Source organism: Armatimonadota bacterium, assembly GCA_016223145.1.
GTDB lineage: Bacteria > Armatimonadota > Fimbriimonadia > Fimbriimonadales > Fimbriimonadaceae > Nitrosymbiomonas.
In genome coordinates this window covers 197,716-215,266 of record JACRPN010000004.1, presented here as the reverse complement: position 1 = coordinate 215,266, position 17,551 = coordinate 197,716, and the positions used below count along the sequence as shown (strand labels likewise).

Below are 17,551 nucleotides of genomic sequence, written 5' to 3'. Positions count from 1 at the left end.
GCGGGTACAATCTCCGCGTTTTCAAACCCTATCCAAAGGAGATTTTGGCTTGTCAAGAGGTCGAGCAGAAGGACGCTCACACCACCACGAAAAGAGCGCAACGGAGCCCGTCGGGCCCGTCGATGCGCCCCAGGAATTTGAAAACGGCGAACCCCAGGACCCCAACCAGGCCGCCCTCGACACGATGTACCAGGTGATGGCCAAGCTGACCGAGGAGCGGGACCTGGCGAAGGACCAGCTCCTGCGCGCGATGGCGGAAATGCAGACCCAGCGGCGGCGCCTGATGGCGGAGAAGGAAGCGTTTGCCAAGGTCGCCAACGAAGACCTGATTCGGGACCTCCTGCCGGTGCTCGACAACTTCGAGCGAACGTTGGCTGCAGCAAAGACGGGCGCCAGCCTTGAGGCCCTGATCGAGGGGGTGTCTTTAGTGGACAGGCAGCTGCGCACCGTGCTGGAGACCCGCGACTTCAAGCGCATCGCCACTGAAGGCGTGCTCTTCGATCCCAATCTTCACGAGGCGGTGGTGGCCGAGGAGACCGAGGAGCACCCTGAGGGCACGATCTTGCTGGAGCTCTCACCGGGCTATCAGCTCGCCGAAACGGTGATTCGGCCCTCAAAGGTCAAGGTCGCCAAAGGCCCATGAGCCGCAAGCACTTTGGCACCGACGGCATTCGCGGGGTCGCCAACGTCAGCCTCACTCCCGAACTCGCGTTCAAGCTCGGACAGGCGTCGGGGCGGTTCTTGGTTGGGTCGGGAATGACTCCGAAGGTCGTCCTCGGCCGGGACACGCGCAGAAGCGGGCCGATGCTCTCCGCATCGCTTGCCGCGGGATTCTGCAGCGTGGGGGTCGACGTGGACGACATCGGGGTGGCGCCGACGCCGGCGGTGTCCTACGTGGCTCGAACGTTCGATTTCGGGCTCGGCGCTGTGATCTCCGCCAGCCACAACCCGGCGCCTGACAACGGGATCAAGCTCCTGGGCCATGATGGGCGAAAGCTGACCGACGCCCAAGAACTCGCCATCGAAGGCCTGATGGAAGGTCCAGCGGACGCAAGGCCATCGGGCGCGGGGATCGGCGAACTGAGCCAGGACGCCTCCCCCCTTGCTTCCTATGAGGCCTATCTCATCGGGTTGCTGCCCGAGCGCCTCGATGGCATGAAGATCGCCATCGACGCGGCGCACGGGGCTGCATGTGCGATCGCGCCTCACGTGTTCCGGTCGCTCGGGGCCGAGGTGCTGCTGACCGGAGCTGAGCCGAACGGTTTGAACATCAACGCAGGGGGCGGCGCGACCAAGCCCAACACGATCTGCGATTTCACCGTGGCGAGCCGCGCGGACATCGGGATCGCGTTCGACGGCGACGCCGACCGAGCCATCTTCAGCGACGAGAAGGGCACCCTGATTAACGGCGACCGAACCATGGCGATCTGGTGCGAACACTGGAAGCGTAACGGAGAGCTCAGCCCAGCCATCGCCGTGGGCACCGTCATGAGCAACGGCGGGTTCGAGCACTTCTTGTCTGGGCTGGGCATCAAGCTGGAGCGGACACCCGTGGGCGACAAATATGTGGCCGAACGCCTGCGCGCGACGGGGGCGCGGGTTGGCGGCGAGCAAAGCGGGCACCTGATCTTCCCCGAATTCGGCCCTACGGGCGACGGGCTGATCTCGGCGATCGAGCTGCTGCGCGTCTTGCGAAGAGAAGGACGTTCGGCATCGAGCTTCTGTGCGGAATACGACCCTTGGCCCCAGGTGCTTATCAACGTGTCCATCCGATCCAGAGAGGGCTGGGACCAGGGACCGCGGGTCTCGATGGCGCTTTCGGACGGCGCGGCGGCGCTCGAAGGGAATGGCAGGCTCGTGGTGCGCCCAAGCGGGACCCAGCCGATGATCCGTCTGATGGTGGAGGCCGAAGACGTCTCGCTTCGAGACGCCGTGGCCCAGTCGATTCTCTCCGCGATGAAGGAAGAGCTTGGCGGAGAAGTGTACAGCGAGGTGGACCTCACCTATGCGCTTGGCGATTAACGTCGGCAACACCAACACGGCGTTCGGCCTCTGGCAGAAAGGCTTGTGGCTAGGGACGGGCTCGGTGGCGACTCACCCCCTAACCACGTTGAGCGGAAGGCTCCTCGCGATTCTCGACCTGGCACTGGAGGGCCGCCAGGTTGAGGCGGTGGGTCTTGCTTCCGTCGTGCCAGATGCCGACCTGGCATTGCCGGAAGGCCTGAGTTCCATCACCAATGGCCCCTTTAGGCAGTTGTCTGGAACCGCGCCTTGTGGCATCCAAATCCGCTACAAGACCCCTGAAACCCTCGGCGCCGACCGCATTGCCGGTGTTCTTGGCGCGCTGGAATTGGGACCGGGTCCCTGGATCGTCGTTGACTTTGGCACCGCGACCACCATCAACGTTTTCGACGGGGCATTCCTGGGCGGCGCCATTCTCCCCGGAGCAAGAACCGCCGCCGAGGCGCTCCTTCGAGACACGGCGATGCTTCCAGACTTCGACCTGGAACTCCCGCCCGGCGCGATCGGGCGCAGCACCGCCGAATGCCTTCAGGTCGGGACGGTTCTGGGACATGCCCACGCCGTGGACGGCCTAGTGATCGCGATGTCTGGCGAGCTGAGCGCCGCGCCTCGGGTCCTGGCTACCGGCGGGCTCGCCGCGACCTTCGCACCCCATTGCAGAACGGTTGAAAAAGTCGAACCCAACCTGGTGCCGATGGGCATTCTTCGGTTCCTCAACCGGACCATCGAGGACGCTCGCTGATGTGGTCTGTCACGGCCCTTGTGGCCATGATCGCATCTCCCCTCATCGTCATCGATCCCGGGCACCCTTCTGAAAACGGGGTCGGCACGCGCGGCCAAAAGCTCACCGAAATCCACGTGGCGTGGATGGTCGCGAACGAGCTGCGTGTAGAGCTTCTGGGACGCGGCTACCGTGTGCGCCTGACCAAATCGAAGGAACAGGAGAGTGTCACGAACCGTCGGCGCGCCGAGTTTGCGAATGCCGCCAAGGCGGACCTGATGCTGAGGCTGCATTGCGATGCGGCCTCAGGGTCTGGAATTGGAGTCTATTACCCGGCTGAAGCCGGAAAGGCAGGCGGCCAGAAGGGGCCGTCCGAGCAGGTGCGAAAGGAAAGCGGCGTGTTGGCCAAGAAGCTGCACACCGCCCTTACGGAGAAACTGAGAGGACTCCACGCCGATCGGGGACTGATGACCGACCGTCAAACGGCCATCGGCAGGCGGCAGGGCGCTCTGACAGGTTCAATCTTCTCCAAAGTCCCCGTGATCCTGGTGGAGCTCTGCGTGTTGACCAACCCGAAGGACGAAGCCTGGGTGGCCTCGCGTGAGGGGAGGGCCAGACTCGTGGCCGCACTCGCGCTGGGCGTAGAAGCGGCAGCGCCGATCCCAAAATAAAAGGACCGTCCACGGAATTCCGTGGACGGTCCAGCTCCGTCGGGCTTGCGAAATCGGTGATTACCAGCCGGAGTACGCCGTGCCGTCTGCGGCGTTCCCCGACGCCGACGAAGTCACTTTGCCCACCGTTCCCGCGGTCGTGGAGTAGTTGAAAGCTGCACCCGAGACGGGGTCATTCTCAATCCTCTCGACATAGGGGCCCTTGTAGTCGGCTGCCGTAATCGCGTAGTCATTCCCTGACGAGTCCTTACCCTTGGCCGGCGCCGAGGTCCCCGTAAGGTCCGAAAGCGCGGCGGGATAGCAGCCCGTGTCGGTCTTGAAGAGGTCGATCGCCGATCGATACATCTTCAGGTTTGACTTGAGAGCGGACTCCTTGCTCCTCGCGCCGGAGTTTGCGAACTTGGGAATGGCGATTGCGGCAAGCACCGCAATGATGATGATGACGATCAGCAGCTCGACGAGCGTGAACGCCTTGAACTTGGACTGTATAGCCATGTTTCTGTACCTAACCTCGCAGCGATCCCAACGGACCAGGATCCTTAATGCTATTGTCGGCAGACCTGAGCGATTACTTTATGTTTTGTACAACGGAGTAGATCGGTGAGATGATCGACACGGTAATGAACCCGACCACGCCGCCCATCAGGGCGATCATCACGGGCTCCACGACACCGACCAGGGCCTTGATTCGCGCGTCGACTTCTTCTTCCAAATGTGCGGCGTGCGCGGCGATCAGCGGAGCCAGCCGGCCCGTTCTTTCGCCCACGCTCACAACCTGGACGAGCATCGGGGTGAAGGCGGTGGAGGACGACATGCTGTCCGCCAGGGTCGCGCCGTGTTCGACGCTATCGCGGACGGAGGTCAGCGCGTTCGAGATCATTGCGTTGCCGGAGACGCGGGCGCCGTGTTCCAGTGCCGACATGAGCGAAACGTTGCAGGAAAGCAGCGTGCCGATGGATTGGAACGACCGGGAAAGAGCCAGCTTTCGTGAGAGGTCGCCGATCAGGGGGGCCTTTAGGATCATTCGCGAGAGCGTGGCCTTGCCCGCAGGGGTCTTCATTACGGTCCGAACAGCGAAGAAGACAGCAACCAAACCTCCGAGTACGAAGAGCGGATGGGAGCGAAGATACTCGCCGACGCCCAGCAGAAACGTCGTGGTCGCAGGCACATCCGCCTTCATCGATTTGAAGATGCCCCCGAACTTCGGAAGAACGAAGCAGAAGAGCACGACCATCGCGAGGAACGAGATGCCCGTGAGCACTACTGGGTAGAGCATCGCGTTCATGACTTTCCGGCGAAGCTCCGCAGAGCGTTCCACGTAGGATGAAGCGCTATGCAGCGCACGATCGAGGCGGCCGCCTTCTTCGGCGACCTGAACCAGTTCGCAGACGATGTCGGGAAAGAGGCCCTGGACGTTCCGCATCGCGTCGGCGAGCCCCGCGCCTTGCACGATGTCCAGGCGCAGCTTGTGGAAGCCCTCTCTGATGATCGGCGAGGATGAGGACGCAGCCACTGCCTCCAGCGCCTCGACGAACGGCACGCCGGTTTCCGACATCACGGCCAAGTCTCGCAGCGCGGCGGCAACCTCAGCTTCTTTGGCCTTCTTTGCTGGCTTCTCGCCTGGCTTTGGGGCTTCCGAGGTGCCTTTTGACCGTAGCGTCAGCGGGAAGACCGCGATGATCGTCACGTCCTTGGCTGCCAGCTTCCTCTCGGCTTCCTCCATCGAGGCCGCCTGGATCTCGCCGGAGACCTTGGCTCCGGACAAATCGACTCCTTTATAGCGATAGGCTTGCATAATTATCTCTTAGGCCTCTGCGGTTCCACGAATGACCTCTTCAATCGTGGTCAGCCCTTCCAGAATCTTGTTGGCCGCATCTTCGCGCAGGGTCTGCATGCCCTCTTTCGTGGCGAGTTCTCGAACCTCTGTGGCGTGCGCTCCCGAGAGAAGCAGCTTGCGAATGGGAGGCGTCATGTCCATCACTTCGTAAATTCCAAGCCGCCCTCTGAATCCCGTCTTGGAGCACGCCTCGCACCCTCGGCCCCGAGCGTAGGTGGCGTCCATCGGCAGGCCAAGCCGAGCGATGGCTTCCGGGCTGGGTTTGTACTTCTCCCTGCACTTCGGGCACACCATCCTCACCAGTCGCTGGGCAACGCTGCACGTCACGCTCGAAGCCATCAGAAACGGCTCGACGCCCATGTCCGCCAGGCGCGTCAGTGAGGCGGCCGAATCGTTGGCGTGGATGCTGGAGAGCACTAGGTGGCCGGTAAGGGAGGCTTCCACAGCGATGGAAGCCGTTTCGGCGTCGCGGATTTCACCGACCAGGATGACGTCCGGGTCTTGCCTGAGAATTGAGCGCAGTCCGGTTGCGAACGTGACCCCCGCTTTGGGGTTGACGTTGCCCTGAACAGTGCCATCGATCTGATATTCGACCGGGTCCTCAATCGTGATGATGTTACGATGGATGGCGTTCAGGTGGTTCACGCCGGCGTAGAGCGTGGTGGTCTTTCCGGAGCCCGTGGGCCCACTCACCAGTACGCAGCCCTGGGGCTCTTCAATTCGCCGAACGAACGTCTTGAGCGCCGTGTCGGCGATCCCCAACTTGTTTATATCGAGCAGCGCAGCGCTCTTGTCCAGGATTCGAATGACCACGTTCTCGCCGTAACTGCAAGGGTAGGTGGACACGCGAAAATCGAAGGAAGCGCCGCTGGCAATGAGAGTGAATCGCCCGTCTTGTGGCATCCGGCGCTCGGCGATATCGAGTCCCGCGATGATCTTGATGCGGGAGGCCAAGGCGTATTGGAGGTCCTTTGGGACGGACATGACCTCTTGAAGCAGGCCGTCCACGCGAAAGCGTACGCGCACGCGGCGCTGAAACGGCTCGATATGGATGTCGCTGGCCCGCATCGTGATGGCGCGCGTCATCAGAGCGTTCGCCAGCTTGACGACGGGGGCGCCTTCTACGACCTCCTTGAGCTCGATGACGTTGACCTTGTCGTCCTCGTCCTCGTCCTCTGCGCCGGCTCCCGAGATCTTGACTCCTTCCGATTCGACCCCGCGAATCGCTTCACCGATAATCTCGCCGAGGTCATCGTAGGCGCCGTAGCTGCGATAGATCGCATCGCGGACGTCCTCCTCGGTGCAAAGCACCGGGTCGACGTCCACTTGTAGTGCCGCCGTGAGCTCGTCGATCGCTGAGAGGTCGAGCGGGTTCACCATGGCGATCGTGGCCGCCACTTCGGTGAGTTCGATCGGGATGGACAAGAGGCGCAGCGCAACGGCGTGTGGAATGCGCCGCGCGACGTGGCTGTCAAGGTCCATTCGGGCCAGGTCCAGGAACGGAATGCCCATCTGCAGGCCGAGACACTTCAGCTTCTGCTTCTCGGTGACCTTGCCCAGACGCACGAGGAGCGAGCCCAAAGGCTCGGTGGTGTCGGTGCGTGAGCGGAGGATATCCTCCAGCTCGTCCCGCGAGACATAGCCCTCTTCGACAAAAATGTCGCCTATTGAGCGATCGAGATTCATTTGCCTTGGCCGGGAAGGATGGTCGGCGTGATCGAGATGATCACCTGCGACGAGGTTTTGGTCTTCTTGCGATGCGTGAAAATCTCGCCAAGAAGGGGGATTTTGGAGAGCAGCGGGGTCCTCTCGACCGAGGTGACGTCCTCGTCCTTCAGCAGCCCGCCCATAACGACGGTTTCGCCAGACTTGAACCGCAATGTGGTCTGGGCCTCCCGCGTGGCGATCTGAGGATAGCTGGCGCCGTTCACCTCCAGATACCCGGTGATGGTCGAGACCTGGGGATACAGCGCGAGCGTGATGGTGCCGTCTTCCGAGACTTGGCAGCTCAACTGAAGGTAGATGCCGACCTTCTCGGTTTCCTTGGAGAAGATCGGCGCGTTGCTCTGTGAATAGCCCACGAGCACCGGGTAGTTGATCTTGTCTCCGATCAAGATGAAGGCAGACTCGCCGTCCAAAACCGACAAAGAAGGTGAGGCTAGGAGCTTAGCGGCAGAGCTCTTTTCCAGGGCCCTGATCTGTGCGGTAACGGATTGGCTCGCCCTGGAGATCGAGCCGAAGTTCACTCCGTTTGGGGTCGATTCGCTAAGGTTGATATCCGAGAAGCTCCAGGGTCCGAGCCCAACATCCCGGAGCGCGTCGTTAGTGATGTCGTGGATCGAAACTTGGATCACGACCTGTCGCCTCGCAAGGTCGATGCGCTTCAGGACGTCCTCGGCAAGGGCCACGTCTTCGGGAGCCCCGATCAGCACCAGCGACTTGCTCTTGCCGGCCTCATCGGTCCGCTCAACAGCCGTTCCCGAGACACCCGTCGCGGCGGCGGACTCACGCGCCGAGAGGGACGGGCTAGTGTATTGAGGTCCTGGGATGACGGTGAGCCTCTCCTTGGCGAACGCCTTTCCCAGCACATCCGCGGCTTTGTCTGCCGTGATGTTGCTCATCGTGACGAGCTTGGTGACCGGCTTGGGCGGCTCGGGCTTAACGGGTTCCGCGACCTTCGGGGGGTCCGGGTTCGCCAGCGCCCACTCTGCAGGGTAGGCCGATTTCAGCTTGGCCTCGGCTGCGACGGCGTAGGTGTCGCCGACCTTGAGGTACCGCAAACCGGTCAGCGCGCAGACGTGCTTGAGCATCTCGATCATCGGCACCTGCGAAAGTCGCAAGGTGAGCTTTTGGTCTGGAGGCGCAAGCAGAAGGAGGTTGGCCTTCGTTTCGTCGCTGATCAGCCGAAGCACCTGGCCCAGATCAAAGTTCGCGACGTTGACCGTACACGGGATATCTTCGGGGTTGGAGGGTTTGGGCGCCTTGACGTTGCCAGGGTCCTCGAGTTTGGGAGTGGGCTTCGCGGCCCCCTTTGCAGTTCTGTTGCGGCCTTCGATCGCGTCGACGATGCCCGCTTGCGCCGCCTTATTCGGGGCTACCTGCTGAACCGGCTTTTTGGGGGCGATCTCGGGCTTGGCCTTGACCGCCGCTTGCTTGGAAGAGGCCTTTACAGGAGGCTTTGAGGCCGTCTTCTGGGCTGGCTTGCTCTTGGCAGCTGGCCGCGCCACGACCGTTACTTTCGCCGTCGGGGCCTGTCCCTGGAGGACGGTGAACGGGCTTGCAGTTGCAATCGCGAGCACCAGGCTCGCCAGCGCGCATATTTGTTTCATAGGTTCGTCTTTCCTCCGACCGTCACCCGCGCCCGGTCCTTGCCGCGTGCGAAAACCACCTCGTTCTCCGCGATCTTCAGCACGGTCCAACCGTCTGCCACCTTCGAGCCTTTCTTGTGGGGCGCGGCGTCAGAGCCGTCCACCGAAAGGAAGGCGGTACGGTCTGTCACCGCCAAGATCGCCTGGAGCTCCACCGTGGATTCGGGCTTCTTTTCAGATTGTTGGTTTTCCCCGGCATTCTTTACAGGATCGGTATGAGCTTCGCCCGGCATGCCGAGGGGCGGTATCCAGGGTCCAGCCGAGGGCAGCGTCCCGCCCATCGCCGGTGGCGGACCGGAATTGCCTCCAGGAGGGCTCGCCTCCGGTGGCGCGCTCTCGGGTTGCTTGGCGGCGTCGGCTTCATTCGAAACGCCCGTGAACGGATCGGTGGATAAAGACACGGGAAGCGCGTTTGGGGCCGAGTTCGCCGACGATTCCGCCTGGGCCGCGCTGGGCTGCTGTCCCGCGCGATTGCCGGCAGGAAGGAACTCGATGACGGCAAACCCAACCGCGCCAAGGGCCACCATGAACAGCAGGTTCTTCTTGTTCGCGCCACCTTTCGTCATGCCTTGCCTCCCGGTTCTTTGGTGATGAGTCTCAGGCTAACGGCGCAGGACACCTTGCGGGTGCCTCGATCGGAGCTCATCGGCCGAAATTCGATGGTGTTGAACTCGAAGGGCACCTCTCCCGAGGAGACCTCTTTGAGCAGGGCGACGACGTTTGGCGCAGGCCCTCGAACGGTGAGGGTCACGTCGATCTGCTTCCAATCGTTCGCCGGAGTGTCCTTGGCAAAGCGGCTCAGGTAAGCATTGAGCTGAGCCGCCGCTTGGAATTCGGAAAGCGTGCAGCCCCATCGGTCCGAGGACGACGTGATGGCGTTCTGGAACGCACGGATGATGTCGAAGCCCCTTGGAATCGAGGGCGTTGCGGAGTTTTCGGCCTTTGAGATCGACTCTCTGGCAGTATCAATCTGTGCCTGAAGGTTCTTTGCCGCGAGGATAGCATCGCTCGCCGCGCTTCGGCTGGAGAGTGCCGCAAAGGTCCACCAGCCCACGATGCACCCCACAAGCACCCATATTCCCGCGAGGCTCCCTCCCAGAAGCTTCCACGTCTTGGGCCGGCTCAGAAGCGAGTGCAGGATCATGGCCCGACACCCCCTTTATGAACGAACTCAAAGGCCACTCCCGAAGGTCCCATGGCCTCGCTGTGCCGGGAAGACGACAAGACCGTCGACAGGGTCTTCGGGAGCTTGCCGACGGACTCCAGCATGGACTTCAGCGCTGAAAACGACTCCGCTTCGACCGAAACGTGCGAGGTCGCTTCGCCGCCGGAGGCTTCAGCCTTGAAGCTCAGGACGCTGGCCCCTGAGGGCGTGGAGTTGAGCAGCCCAACGGCCAAACCCAGGAACCTAAGGTTTTGACCCCTCATCGTGCCCACAAGCTCCGAGTCGGCCACCCTCGGCACGCTGGCATCGCGCATCGCGCCAAGAGACTCCAGCTCCTTCGTCAGGCCCTGAGCCCGTTGAACGGCCTTGCTCTTGAGGGCCGTTTGGCTCGCCTGCCATGCATAGAGCGGCGGCAGCACGAAGGATGAGGCCACCAGCGACGCGGCGATCAGCATGGCGCGCTTCCGGTTCGCTCGCACGATGCGCACGATCTCGCCGTTGCGCTGCGTGAGCAGGTTCGCCTCGACGTTGAAGGTGCGCTTCTGATCAGCGCGTCCAAACAAATTCTCTTGAAGCATGGTTCGAACTCCGTTTGGACACGTCGATGTCCAGGCTGGACAAGGCAAGGCCAAGCACCACGGTATAAGCCTCTTGCCGGTTGACGACGCTCTCGAAGGCCTCGCGTTTGAAGCGGCCCACCATTCCGGCGAACGGCCGCGCCTGCTCCACGTGGAGCCCGAGAGCCTGGTGCAAATACTCGGCAAATCCGCGAAGGCCCGAGAGGCCTCCGCAGACAATCACATGGTCGAGGATTCCTGCATAGCTGCGCTCCGGATGTAGCGACCGAAAATAGCGCAGCAGCCTGAGGAATTCGAGCGTGAGCTTGTCGAGGTCGGTGTGGATGTTTGCGCGGACCGGCTGGCCTTCGAGCTGAAGCGTCAGCATGCCGTCCGGTGCGAGTTCGGCGCCCTCACGGCCCAGCGCCTCCTCGACGTCTTCTATGGCTATTCCGGTGGCAGAAGCGATGCCGCTCGCGATCCTGCCGGTGCCAAACCGGATGCCCCTCATGAACTGGAGCTGGCGGTTCTGAACCACGTACATGTGTGTGTTCGCGCTCCCAAGATCGATGATCGTGACCGACGCGTCGCGATACAGCGGGCTCTTCTCGTTCAGCTTGTGCCCGATCACCCGTAGGATCGCCTGGGCTTCCAGTTCGGCCGAGACAGGAACGATTCCGGCGTGTTCGAGCACCTCGGCCCGGGAGTCCACGACGTCCTTCTTGACCACGATGGCCAGAGACGGGCCCACTTGCCCTCCGGGTTCCACGGCGGGTTCGGTGGCCTCGATGTAAGCGTCATCGACTGGAAATGGCAAGTGGCGTTTCACTTTGAAGCGCGCTGCATCGCGAAGGTCATCCCCCGTGAGCGGCGGAAGGTTGACCCACCTGAGGGTCGCCAGATGGCTGGGCACGGCGACGACCGCAAACGGGTGGCCGATACCACTTTCGCGCAACTTTTCACGGAGCGCAGTGCCGACCGCCTTGGGGTCCTGGATCACCCCGTCAAGCGACCAGAGCCCGTCGAATGGAAACGTGGCTGCTGCCTCCACGTTGACGCGGTCGGCGACTTGGCGCACAAGCAACGCCTTGATCTTTCGACTCCCAAGGTCGATGCCAAGGCCGCGATGGTCGTAGCTGCCGTGCTGAATCATGGTGTCGGTTAGGCGGCCCTTCGCTCCTGGACAGGAGCTTCTTTCAGGTAAATGCTTTGGAACCGGTCAGAAGGCAGAACGTGTTTGAGCGCCTCCACCACCACGGGGTCAAACTGCGTCCCCGCGCCTCGGCTTAGCTCCGCCAACACATCGGACAGCGCCATTTCGCCTCGATAGGGGCGTGTCGAGCTCATCGCATCAAACGCGTCGGCAATGCAGACGATGCGGAGGGACAGGGGCAGCTCGCCTCCTTTTAGGCCGTCTGGGTACCCGCTCCCATCCAGCTTTTCGTGGTGGTTGCGGATGATCATGAGAATGCCCTCAGAGAGCATGAGGGGCTTGCAGATCTCGTACCCGATGACCGGGTGGAGCTTCATCAGGGCGAACTCTTCGTCCGTCAGTCGAGCTCGTTTGTTCAGGATCGCATCGGGCACGCCGATCTTCCCGATGTCGTGGAGCACCGTACCGATGCGAAGCTCCTCCATGGCCTCAGGCGAGAGTCCCATCCGCTCGCCAAGAAGCATGGAGACGTCACACACGCGTTGGGAGTGCCCCTGCGTGTATTCGTCGCGGGCTTCAAGTGCGGTCGCCAGACTCTCAAGAGTGCGCACGAACGTTTCGTGGCGCCGCTCCTCCATCCTCGCGTTGGCTACGGCCACGGCGATGAGGGCACTCAAGGTCCTCAGGAGGTCCATGTCGTCGCCCGAGAACTGATGGCCCCGAGTTCTGCTGAGCATGGTGATGACTCCAAGAACTTGTTCATCAGAACCGCGGGAAGCGGTGCTCGTAGCACGGGTGACCAGTGGGACCGAGATGGCAGCGTGAATGCCCGTCATGACGCCGTCGTAACTCTGATGCTCTATTGAATCGTCCGAGACGGACACCGGTTGGCCCGTGCGCGCAACAAATCCCGAGAGACCAAACCCGACATCGAGAGTCTCAGGAAACTCGAACTCGCCATCCACCCCATAGGCTGCCTCGGCGACCAGAGGCCCCTTGCCCTCGTCGTCGAGCAGCAAGACATAGCCACAGGAAGCGCCTACTTCGTTGACCGCGGTCTTCAGGGTGTGGACGACTGTGGCTTTCAGCGATCGCGTCGCAGCGAAAGCCGTGCCGCAATCGAGGACGGCGGATAGTCTTCGGTCTCGTGAATGCAGACGGTCTTCTTGGGATTTGTAGCCCGCCAACAGCAGGCCGATGCCTCCGAGAATGCCGAAGAGTGCCACCGAGATGGCGAGGTCTTTGAGCGGCAGAGCGCCCGTGAGAAAAGCGACCACCTGAACCGCCGTCATCAAGCCCACCAGCATGGCGGCGCTCGACCGATTCCTGCTTGAGAGAGCCTCAGCCAAAATGATGGGGATTCCCAAGAGCCAAAGCCTTTCACCGGCCAAGGTCGGCGCGAGGCTAAAGATGGTTACACCGACACCGTCGGCGATGCGAAGGCAGGCTGCAAAGAGCCTTGCTCCATCAAGGTCTCCCTTGCTGGATCGAAGATAGATGGCAAACCCGATGTTGGAGGCAAACAGCATGCCGGTCAAGGCGCCGATAAAGGGGTTGCCCAGCTTGTCGTACGTCAGAATCAGCACACCCGCGAGCAGCGCCCATCGGATGTGCAGGTTTGGGGTCAGCCAACTGGCTTGGGTCGTAGGCTTCCAGCTCATGGCCAGTACCTCGGGAGCTTCAGGTCGTAGCCAAGCTGCTGGCTCTTGAGGACGCGGTCATCGTAGGTGATGTTCAGGGGCCTGTGAAAGGTCATGTTTCCTGTGGTGGCCAGCACGGTCTTAGGAGCGTTCAGCGTGGTTGCTCCCGAGGAGATCGTTATATCGTTTCCAGCCCAGTAAAGGCCCGACACGTTGAGGACTGTTCCCAGCACCGAGATCTTCCCGGTCGCAATCACCGAGAGCGCGGCGTTGGAGTCGAAGTAGGTCACGTCGGCGCCGATCGTGACGTCACCGTTGACGAAGATCGTTCCCTTGTTGCGGACGACACCTGAAATCGTCAGCGCGCCCGTTCGGGAGTAGAGTTCAGGTGAGGCTGCAAAAGTGATTCCGGCGAGTGTGCCGGTGACGAGGATTCGGTTTGCGGCGGCTGTGTAGTTCGTCGTGGTCACCGTGCCCTCGGCAGGGATTGCCGCGACAACCTTCGTTGTTCCACTGACAGTTAGGGAGCCGGAGTTCTTGAGGCTTCCTTCTAGCTCAACGTTGCCTCCAACCCCGCAGACCAAGTTGTGGGTGTCGATGTCTCCACCCGATGCGACGCTTCCAGCAGGACTTGAGCCAACGGTGAGCTCCTTCTGTGCGTCTATCTTCTTGGCACTGTAGAGGGCAAAGTGAAAGGGCCCTCTCTCGTAAGGGTTGCCGATGACGAAGGTGCGCGCATAGTCCTTGCCTCCGACTCTGCCGCTCACGGTGACCTTGTAGCTTTTTGCCAGCGTGGCGGAGTTGTCGATGGTGTTGGCCGTCCACGTGACGCCGCCGATCGTGTAAGGCGTGTTCGATCCCAGGCTCAACGTGCCATCGTTGAATGACTGCTCGACCCTAGCCAAAGCTCCTTCGATCCCATACCTGGCCTTCACCTGATACTCTCGATTGGACTCCTGTTTGGAGTTTTGCGAGGTTAGGTTGGCCATCGTCAGGACGGCGGTTGTCGCCGCGATCGCGAGGAGCAGAGTGAGGATGAGGGCGCTGCCGCGTTGGTGTCTCATAGTCTTGCGTTCCTTGCCATGACCATTCGGCTGATGGAAACCTCATACTTGTCGGCCGAGCTCACAGCCGTGCTCGCCTGATGATCGCTGCCCGCTAGGGTCGAGGCCGTAACCGTGAGCGTCAGGGCTTTCTGTGTGTCGTCGATCGAAAGGGTCCAGGTTGAGATAAGGTCGAATCGGCTCTTGGTGGTGCCGGGATAGTGCTCCCAGCTCCACAACACATCGGCTGCCGATGGGGTTGTGTCGTCCGAACGCACCGCCATGTGGATCTGCTGGCCTGTAGCGGACGGCGCGCCCGCTTCATTGCCAAAGTAGAACCAGATCCGCGAATAGGTGTTGAACTTCTCCTGACTCAGCCCGATGACCTTCTCCGGTTCGTACCACTCGTAGATCCCGTCGCCATTGGCGTAGCGCCCGGTCGCCGGCATGATGCACTTGATGGCCGTCCCGCCGCCCAGAGACTGCAGCGAGACGTCGGTGGCGTTCGCGATGGTAGTGGTCAATGACTCGACAACCGTGGAAGCCTGGTAGACGGCGGCGGCCTCGGTGTAGGACCTTGCGGTCCTGGAAGCCACGAGCGAATAGAGGCTTAGCAGCGTACCGATGACCATGCCGGCCAGCACGACCGCAAGAACAGCCTCAACGAGGGTGTAGCCCCGGCGCCTAATCACAGGGGCACCTCATCGTGGTCTCGACCGCCAATGATGTGGAGCCTGTCGCGGTTTGGGAAGCGGGCGTCCAGTCGGCACTGGCCGAGACTCTGTAGACGTCCGTTGCGCCGGCCTCCAGGGTGACCGTCCGGGTGATTTTCAGCGTGGCGCCGAAGTTTCCGGCGGTAACCGACGGAAGGTGATCGCCGGGCAAAGCTTGGCCGGAAGCCACGGGCGAGCTCCCTGGCGTCATGGTGATGGTCCGTGTGCCCTCGACGAGCACGCCTTGACGTGCCGATACCCGGGCGCATTCGACCTGGTCGACCGCCGCATTGAAAGCGATGGCCCGCAAGTTGGTGTTCCTAATCCGCTGGACCGAGGTCGTGGTCGCTGCCAGAATTCCGCCCGCTGTGGACGCTGTGATCACGATGGCGACGATCAGTTCGGCCAACGTTGTGCCGGCATGTAGGCGATGGCGCAATCGCATAGCCTATGTATCGGCATTTATGTCAGGATTCGGCAGTCCGCCCTTTTGAAAGCGGGTTCGGGGCCTCCGGTGTGCCAGAGCGTAGATCGTTCGGCCCATCCACCGACGCATCGAAGCGGCATACTTAAGGCTCATGGTTCACACAAAGGGCCTTCGAAAGGACTTCGTCGACAACAAAGGCAAGGTCGTCCAGGCGGTTAAGGACGTAAGCTTCACCGCTCATCCCGGGCAGGTGTATGGGTTGCTCGGCGTGAACGGGGCAGGGAAGACCACCGTTCTGCGCATGCTCTCGACGGTTCTGACGCCCACCGCCGGCACAGCGTCTGTGGCAGGATTCGACGTCGCCTCCCACCCCGAGAAGGTCCGAGCTTCGATCGGCTTCATGTCCACTTCCACCGCGATCTATGGGAGGCTGAACCCCAAAGAGTTCCTCAGGTTTTTTGGCGGGCTATACGGGCTGGAGGGCACCCGGCTACTGGAGCGGGTTGAAGCAGTCATGGACCGTCTGTGCATCCACGAGTTCGCCGATCGCCTCTGCGACAAGCTCTCGACGGGGCAAAAGCAGCGAGTTTCCATCGCGCGGACGATCCTGCACGACCCTCCTGTGTTGTTCTTCGACGAGCCCACCGTGGGGCTGGATGTTGTGACCAGCCAGACCGTGCTCGAGTTCATCGAGGAGGCACGCGGCCAAGGCAAGACCATCGTCTTCAGTACCCACATCATGAGCGAGGCCGAAAGGCTCTGCGACGACGTGGGCGTGATCCACGAAGGGGAGATTCGAGGCAAAGGCTCGGTACCGCAGTTGCTTGAAGAGACCGGCGCCCAGTCGCTCGAAAAGGCCTTTCTGAAGCTGGTGGAGCATGGGCAGGTGGCGGCGTGAACCCCTCGTTCCACGTGTTTCTCAAAGAAGGGCGCGAGATGCTTCGCGACAAGCGCGTCGTCCAGTCGGCGCTCTTTGGGCCCGTTTTCCTGGTCATCATGTTCGTGATGCTCTTCGGCTTTCTCCAGTCCACGGTGGGCAAGAAGGAGGGCCAGAAGATCCACTTCGTCAAGGTGAGCCCGGAGCCGTCGCTCCTCAAGGACCTGCGCGAACAGAGCAAGGCGAACCTGATCGAAGTGGCCTCCGCCAAGGCGGGCGAGGAGATGGTCCGCAAGGGTGACGCGAAGGTTGTGCTGGTTTTTCCGGCGGATTTCGACGCCGCGATTGCACGTGGCGAGCTCGCACGGTTCAAGGCGATCTTTGATAAGGAGCAGCCGTCGTCTCAGATAGCCCTCGCGAAGGTGCAGGAACGGGCGCTCGCCCAAGGCAAGATCATTACGGCATCGGCGCTCGCCAAGCACAATCTGCCCGTCGCTCTGGCAAACCCTATCCTCATCGACCCTCAGCCGGTCGAGCGGAAGGGTGGCGGCATGGGGGGCTTTCTTGCCGGGATGATGCCCTACCTGATCGTCATCTGGGCCTTCTACGGCGGGTTCAGCCAAGCCTCGGACTTGGTCGCGGGCGAAAAGGAACGATCGACGCTGGAGACTCTGTTCATCTCTCCGGTCTCGCGGCTTAAGATCGCCCTCGGGAAGTTCTACAGCCTGACCACGCTCTGTTTTGTCAGCAGTGTGTCGTCGCTCGTTGCGGTGATCGTAACCGCCAGTTTGCCGATGGCGATGACCAAGAAGCTCTTCGAGAACGGCGTCCAATTGACGGCGCTCGGTGTGTTCTCTATCCTCACGGTCATCATCCCTTTATCGATGATGTTCGCCGGGATATTGCTCGCGGTGAGCGCCTATGCGAGGAACACCAGGGAGGCGCAAAGCCACCTCACGCTCGTGAGCTTCATCGTGCTGATGCCGGCGATCTTTAGCCAGGTGATCGGCTATACGGACTTCGCAAAGGCGCTTTGGGTGAGCTTCGTTCCGATCCTGAATAGCGCGAGCGTACTCCGCTCGGCGATGCTCGGGAACTTCGAACTGGTTCCGTTCTTGGTGACTCTTGGAGTGAATTTGGTTCTCGCCGCAATCGCGCTAAGGCTGGTAGTCATGATGTTTGGGAAGGAACGGGTGCTGTGGCGGATATAGGGGTTAGGGATTAGGCATTAGGCATTGAGGCATTGGGCGTTAGGGGTTGTGCGCCATGAGTTGGGCCGGAGTCTCCTCCCCCAACCCCCTCCTCAGTTTCGCTACGCAAAACCAAGGAGGGGGCTCCAGGATACGGTCGCCATTCA

At 61.6% G+C, this 17,551-nt stretch carries 18 protein-coding genes; 6 read left to right on the top strand and 12 right to left on the bottom strand.

Translation table 11 applies throughout. The features are described 5' to 3' along the window. Window positions 1-49 precede the first annotated feature (49 nt). The 4 genes from HZC36_02240 to HZC36_02225 are packed head-to-tail and all read left to right on the top strand — an operon-like array spanning window position 50 to window position 3,414. A complete protein-coding gene (locus tag HZC36_02240) occupies window positions 50-643 on the top strand; it encodes a nucleotide exchange factor GrpE (GenBank protein ID MBI5705788.1) in 594 nt (197 codons plus the stop codon). Continuing rightward, a complete protein-coding gene (glmM, locus tag HZC36_02235) occupies window positions 640-2,022 on the top strand; it encodes a phosphoglucosamine mutase (protein ID MBI5705787.1) in 1,383 nt (460 codons plus the stop codon). The genes HZC36_02240 and glmM overlap by 4 nt, the downstream gene beginning before the upstream one ends. Beyond that, window positions 2,006-2,764: a type III pantothenate kinase gene (locus tag HZC36_02230; GenBank protein ID MBI5705786.1), complete on the top strand. Its 759-nt coding sequence runs from the start codon at window positions 2,006-2,008 to the stop codon at window positions 2,762-2,764. Before glmM ends, HZC36_02230 begins: the two co-directional genes overlap by 17 nt. After that, window positions 2,764-3,414 (top strand): N-acetylmuramoyl-L-alanine amidase, encoded by a 651-nt coding sequence (locus HZC36_02225; GenBank protein MBI5705785.1) that lies wholly within the window; start codon window positions 2,764-2,766, stop codon window positions 3,412-3,414. The genes HZC36_02230 and HZC36_02225 overlap by 1 nt, the downstream gene beginning before the upstream one ends. Window positions 3,415-3,474: 60 nt before the next feature. Here the strand turns inward: HZC36_02225 and HZC36_02220 are convergent, their stop codons facing one another. The 12 genes from HZC36_02220 to HZC36_02165 all read right to left on the bottom strand — a co-directional run bounded on the left by HZC36_02220 (window position 3,475) and on the right by HZC36_02165 (window position 15,329). After that, window positions 3,475-3,909: a prepilin-type N-terminal cleavage/methylation domain-containing protein gene (locus HZC36_02220; GenBank protein ID MBI5705784.1), complete on the bottom strand. Its 435-nt coding sequence runs from the start codon at window positions 3,907-3,909 to the stop codon at window positions 3,475-3,477. A gap of 73 nt (window positions 3,910-3,982) precedes the next feature. After that, entirely contained in the window at window positions 3,983-5,209 is a 1,227-nt protein-coding gene (locus tag HZC36_02215) for a type II secretion system F family protein (protein ID MBI5705783.1), read from the bottom strand. 9 nt (window positions 5,210-5,218) lie between these two features. Then, complete coding sequence (tadA, locus tag HZC36_02210; protein ID MBI5705782.1) at window positions 5,219-6,937, bottom strand: Flp pilus assembly complex ATPase component TadA; 1,719 nt, start codon at window positions 6,935-6,937, stop codon at window positions 5,219-5,221. Continuing rightward, entirely contained in the window at window positions 6,934-8,580 is a 1,647-nt protein-coding gene (locus HZC36_02205) for a hypothetical protein (protein ID MBI5705781.1), read from the bottom strand. The genes tadA and HZC36_02205 overlap by 4 nt, the downstream gene beginning before the upstream one ends. Then, window positions 8,577-9,185: a hypothetical protein gene (locus HZC36_02200; protein MBI5705780.1), complete on the bottom strand. Its 609-nt coding sequence runs from the start codon at window positions 9,183-9,185 to the stop codon at window positions 8,577-8,579. Before HZC36_02200 ends, HZC36_02205 begins: the two co-directional genes overlap by 4 nt. Beyond that, window positions 9,182-9,763, bottom strand: coding sequence for a hypothetical protein (locus HZC36_02195; protein MBI5705779.1), 582 nt, complete (start codon window positions 9,761-9,763; stop codon window positions 9,182-9,184). The genes HZC36_02200 and HZC36_02195 overlap by 4 nt, the downstream gene beginning before the upstream one ends. Then, entirely contained in the window at window positions 9,760-10,362 is a 603-nt protein-coding gene (locus HZC36_02190) for a hypothetical protein (GenBank protein MBI5705778.1), read from the bottom strand. The genes HZC36_02195 and HZC36_02190 overlap by 4 nt, the downstream gene beginning before the upstream one ends. Further along, the gene (gene pilM / locus HZC36_02185; GenBank protein ID MBI5705777.1) at window positions 10,331-11,494 is read right to left on the bottom strand and encodes a type IV pilus assembly protein PilM; all 1,164 of its coding nucleotides are present in this window, start codon (window positions 11,492-11,494) and stop codon (window positions 10,331-10,333) included. The genes HZC36_02190 and pilM overlap by 32 nt, the downstream gene beginning before the upstream one ends. A gap of 8 nt (window positions 11,495-11,502) precedes the next feature. Then, a complete protein-coding gene (locus tag HZC36_02180; GenBank protein ID MBI5705776.1) occupies window positions 11,503-13,155 on the bottom strand; it encodes an HD domain-containing protein in 1,653 nt (550 codons plus the stop codon). Continuing rightward, complete coding sequence (locus HZC36_02175; GenBank protein ID MBI5705775.1) at window positions 13,152-14,198, bottom strand: hypothetical protein; 1,047 nt, start codon at window positions 14,196-14,198, stop codon at window positions 13,152-13,154. Before HZC36_02175 ends, HZC36_02180 begins: the two co-directional genes overlap by 4 nt. Continuing rightward, window positions 14,195-14,869: a hypothetical protein gene (locus tag HZC36_02170; protein MBI5705774.1), complete on the bottom strand. Its 675-nt coding sequence runs from the start codon at window positions 14,867-14,869 to the stop codon at window positions 14,195-14,197. The genes HZC36_02175 and HZC36_02170 overlap by 4 nt, the downstream gene beginning before the upstream one ends. Beyond that, the gene (locus HZC36_02165; GenBank protein MBI5705773.1) at window positions 14,862-15,329 is read right to left on the bottom strand and encodes a hypothetical protein; all 468 of its coding nucleotides are present in this window, start codon (window positions 15,327-15,329) and stop codon (window positions 14,862-14,864) included. Before HZC36_02165 ends, HZC36_02170 begins: the two co-directional genes overlap by 8 nt. A gap of 139 nt (window positions 15,330-15,468) precedes the next feature. On the opposite strand from HZC36_02165, the gene HZC36_02160 reads away from it, so the two are divergent. Together HZC36_02160 and HZC36_02155 are read left to right on the top strand one after the other, a co-directional pair. Further along, entirely contained in the window at window positions 15,469-16,215 is a 747-nt protein-coding gene (locus HZC36_02160) for an ATP-binding cassette domain-containing protein (protein MBI5705772.1), read from the top strand. Continuing rightward, complete coding sequence (locus HZC36_02155; GenBank protein MBI5705771.1) at window positions 16,212-17,405, top strand: ABC transporter permease; 1,194 nt, start codon at window positions 16,212-16,214, stop codon at window positions 17,403-17,405. Before HZC36_02160 ends, HZC36_02155 begins: the two co-directional genes overlap by 4 nt. The last annotated feature ends 146 nt before the right edge of the window (window positions 17,406-17,551 follow it).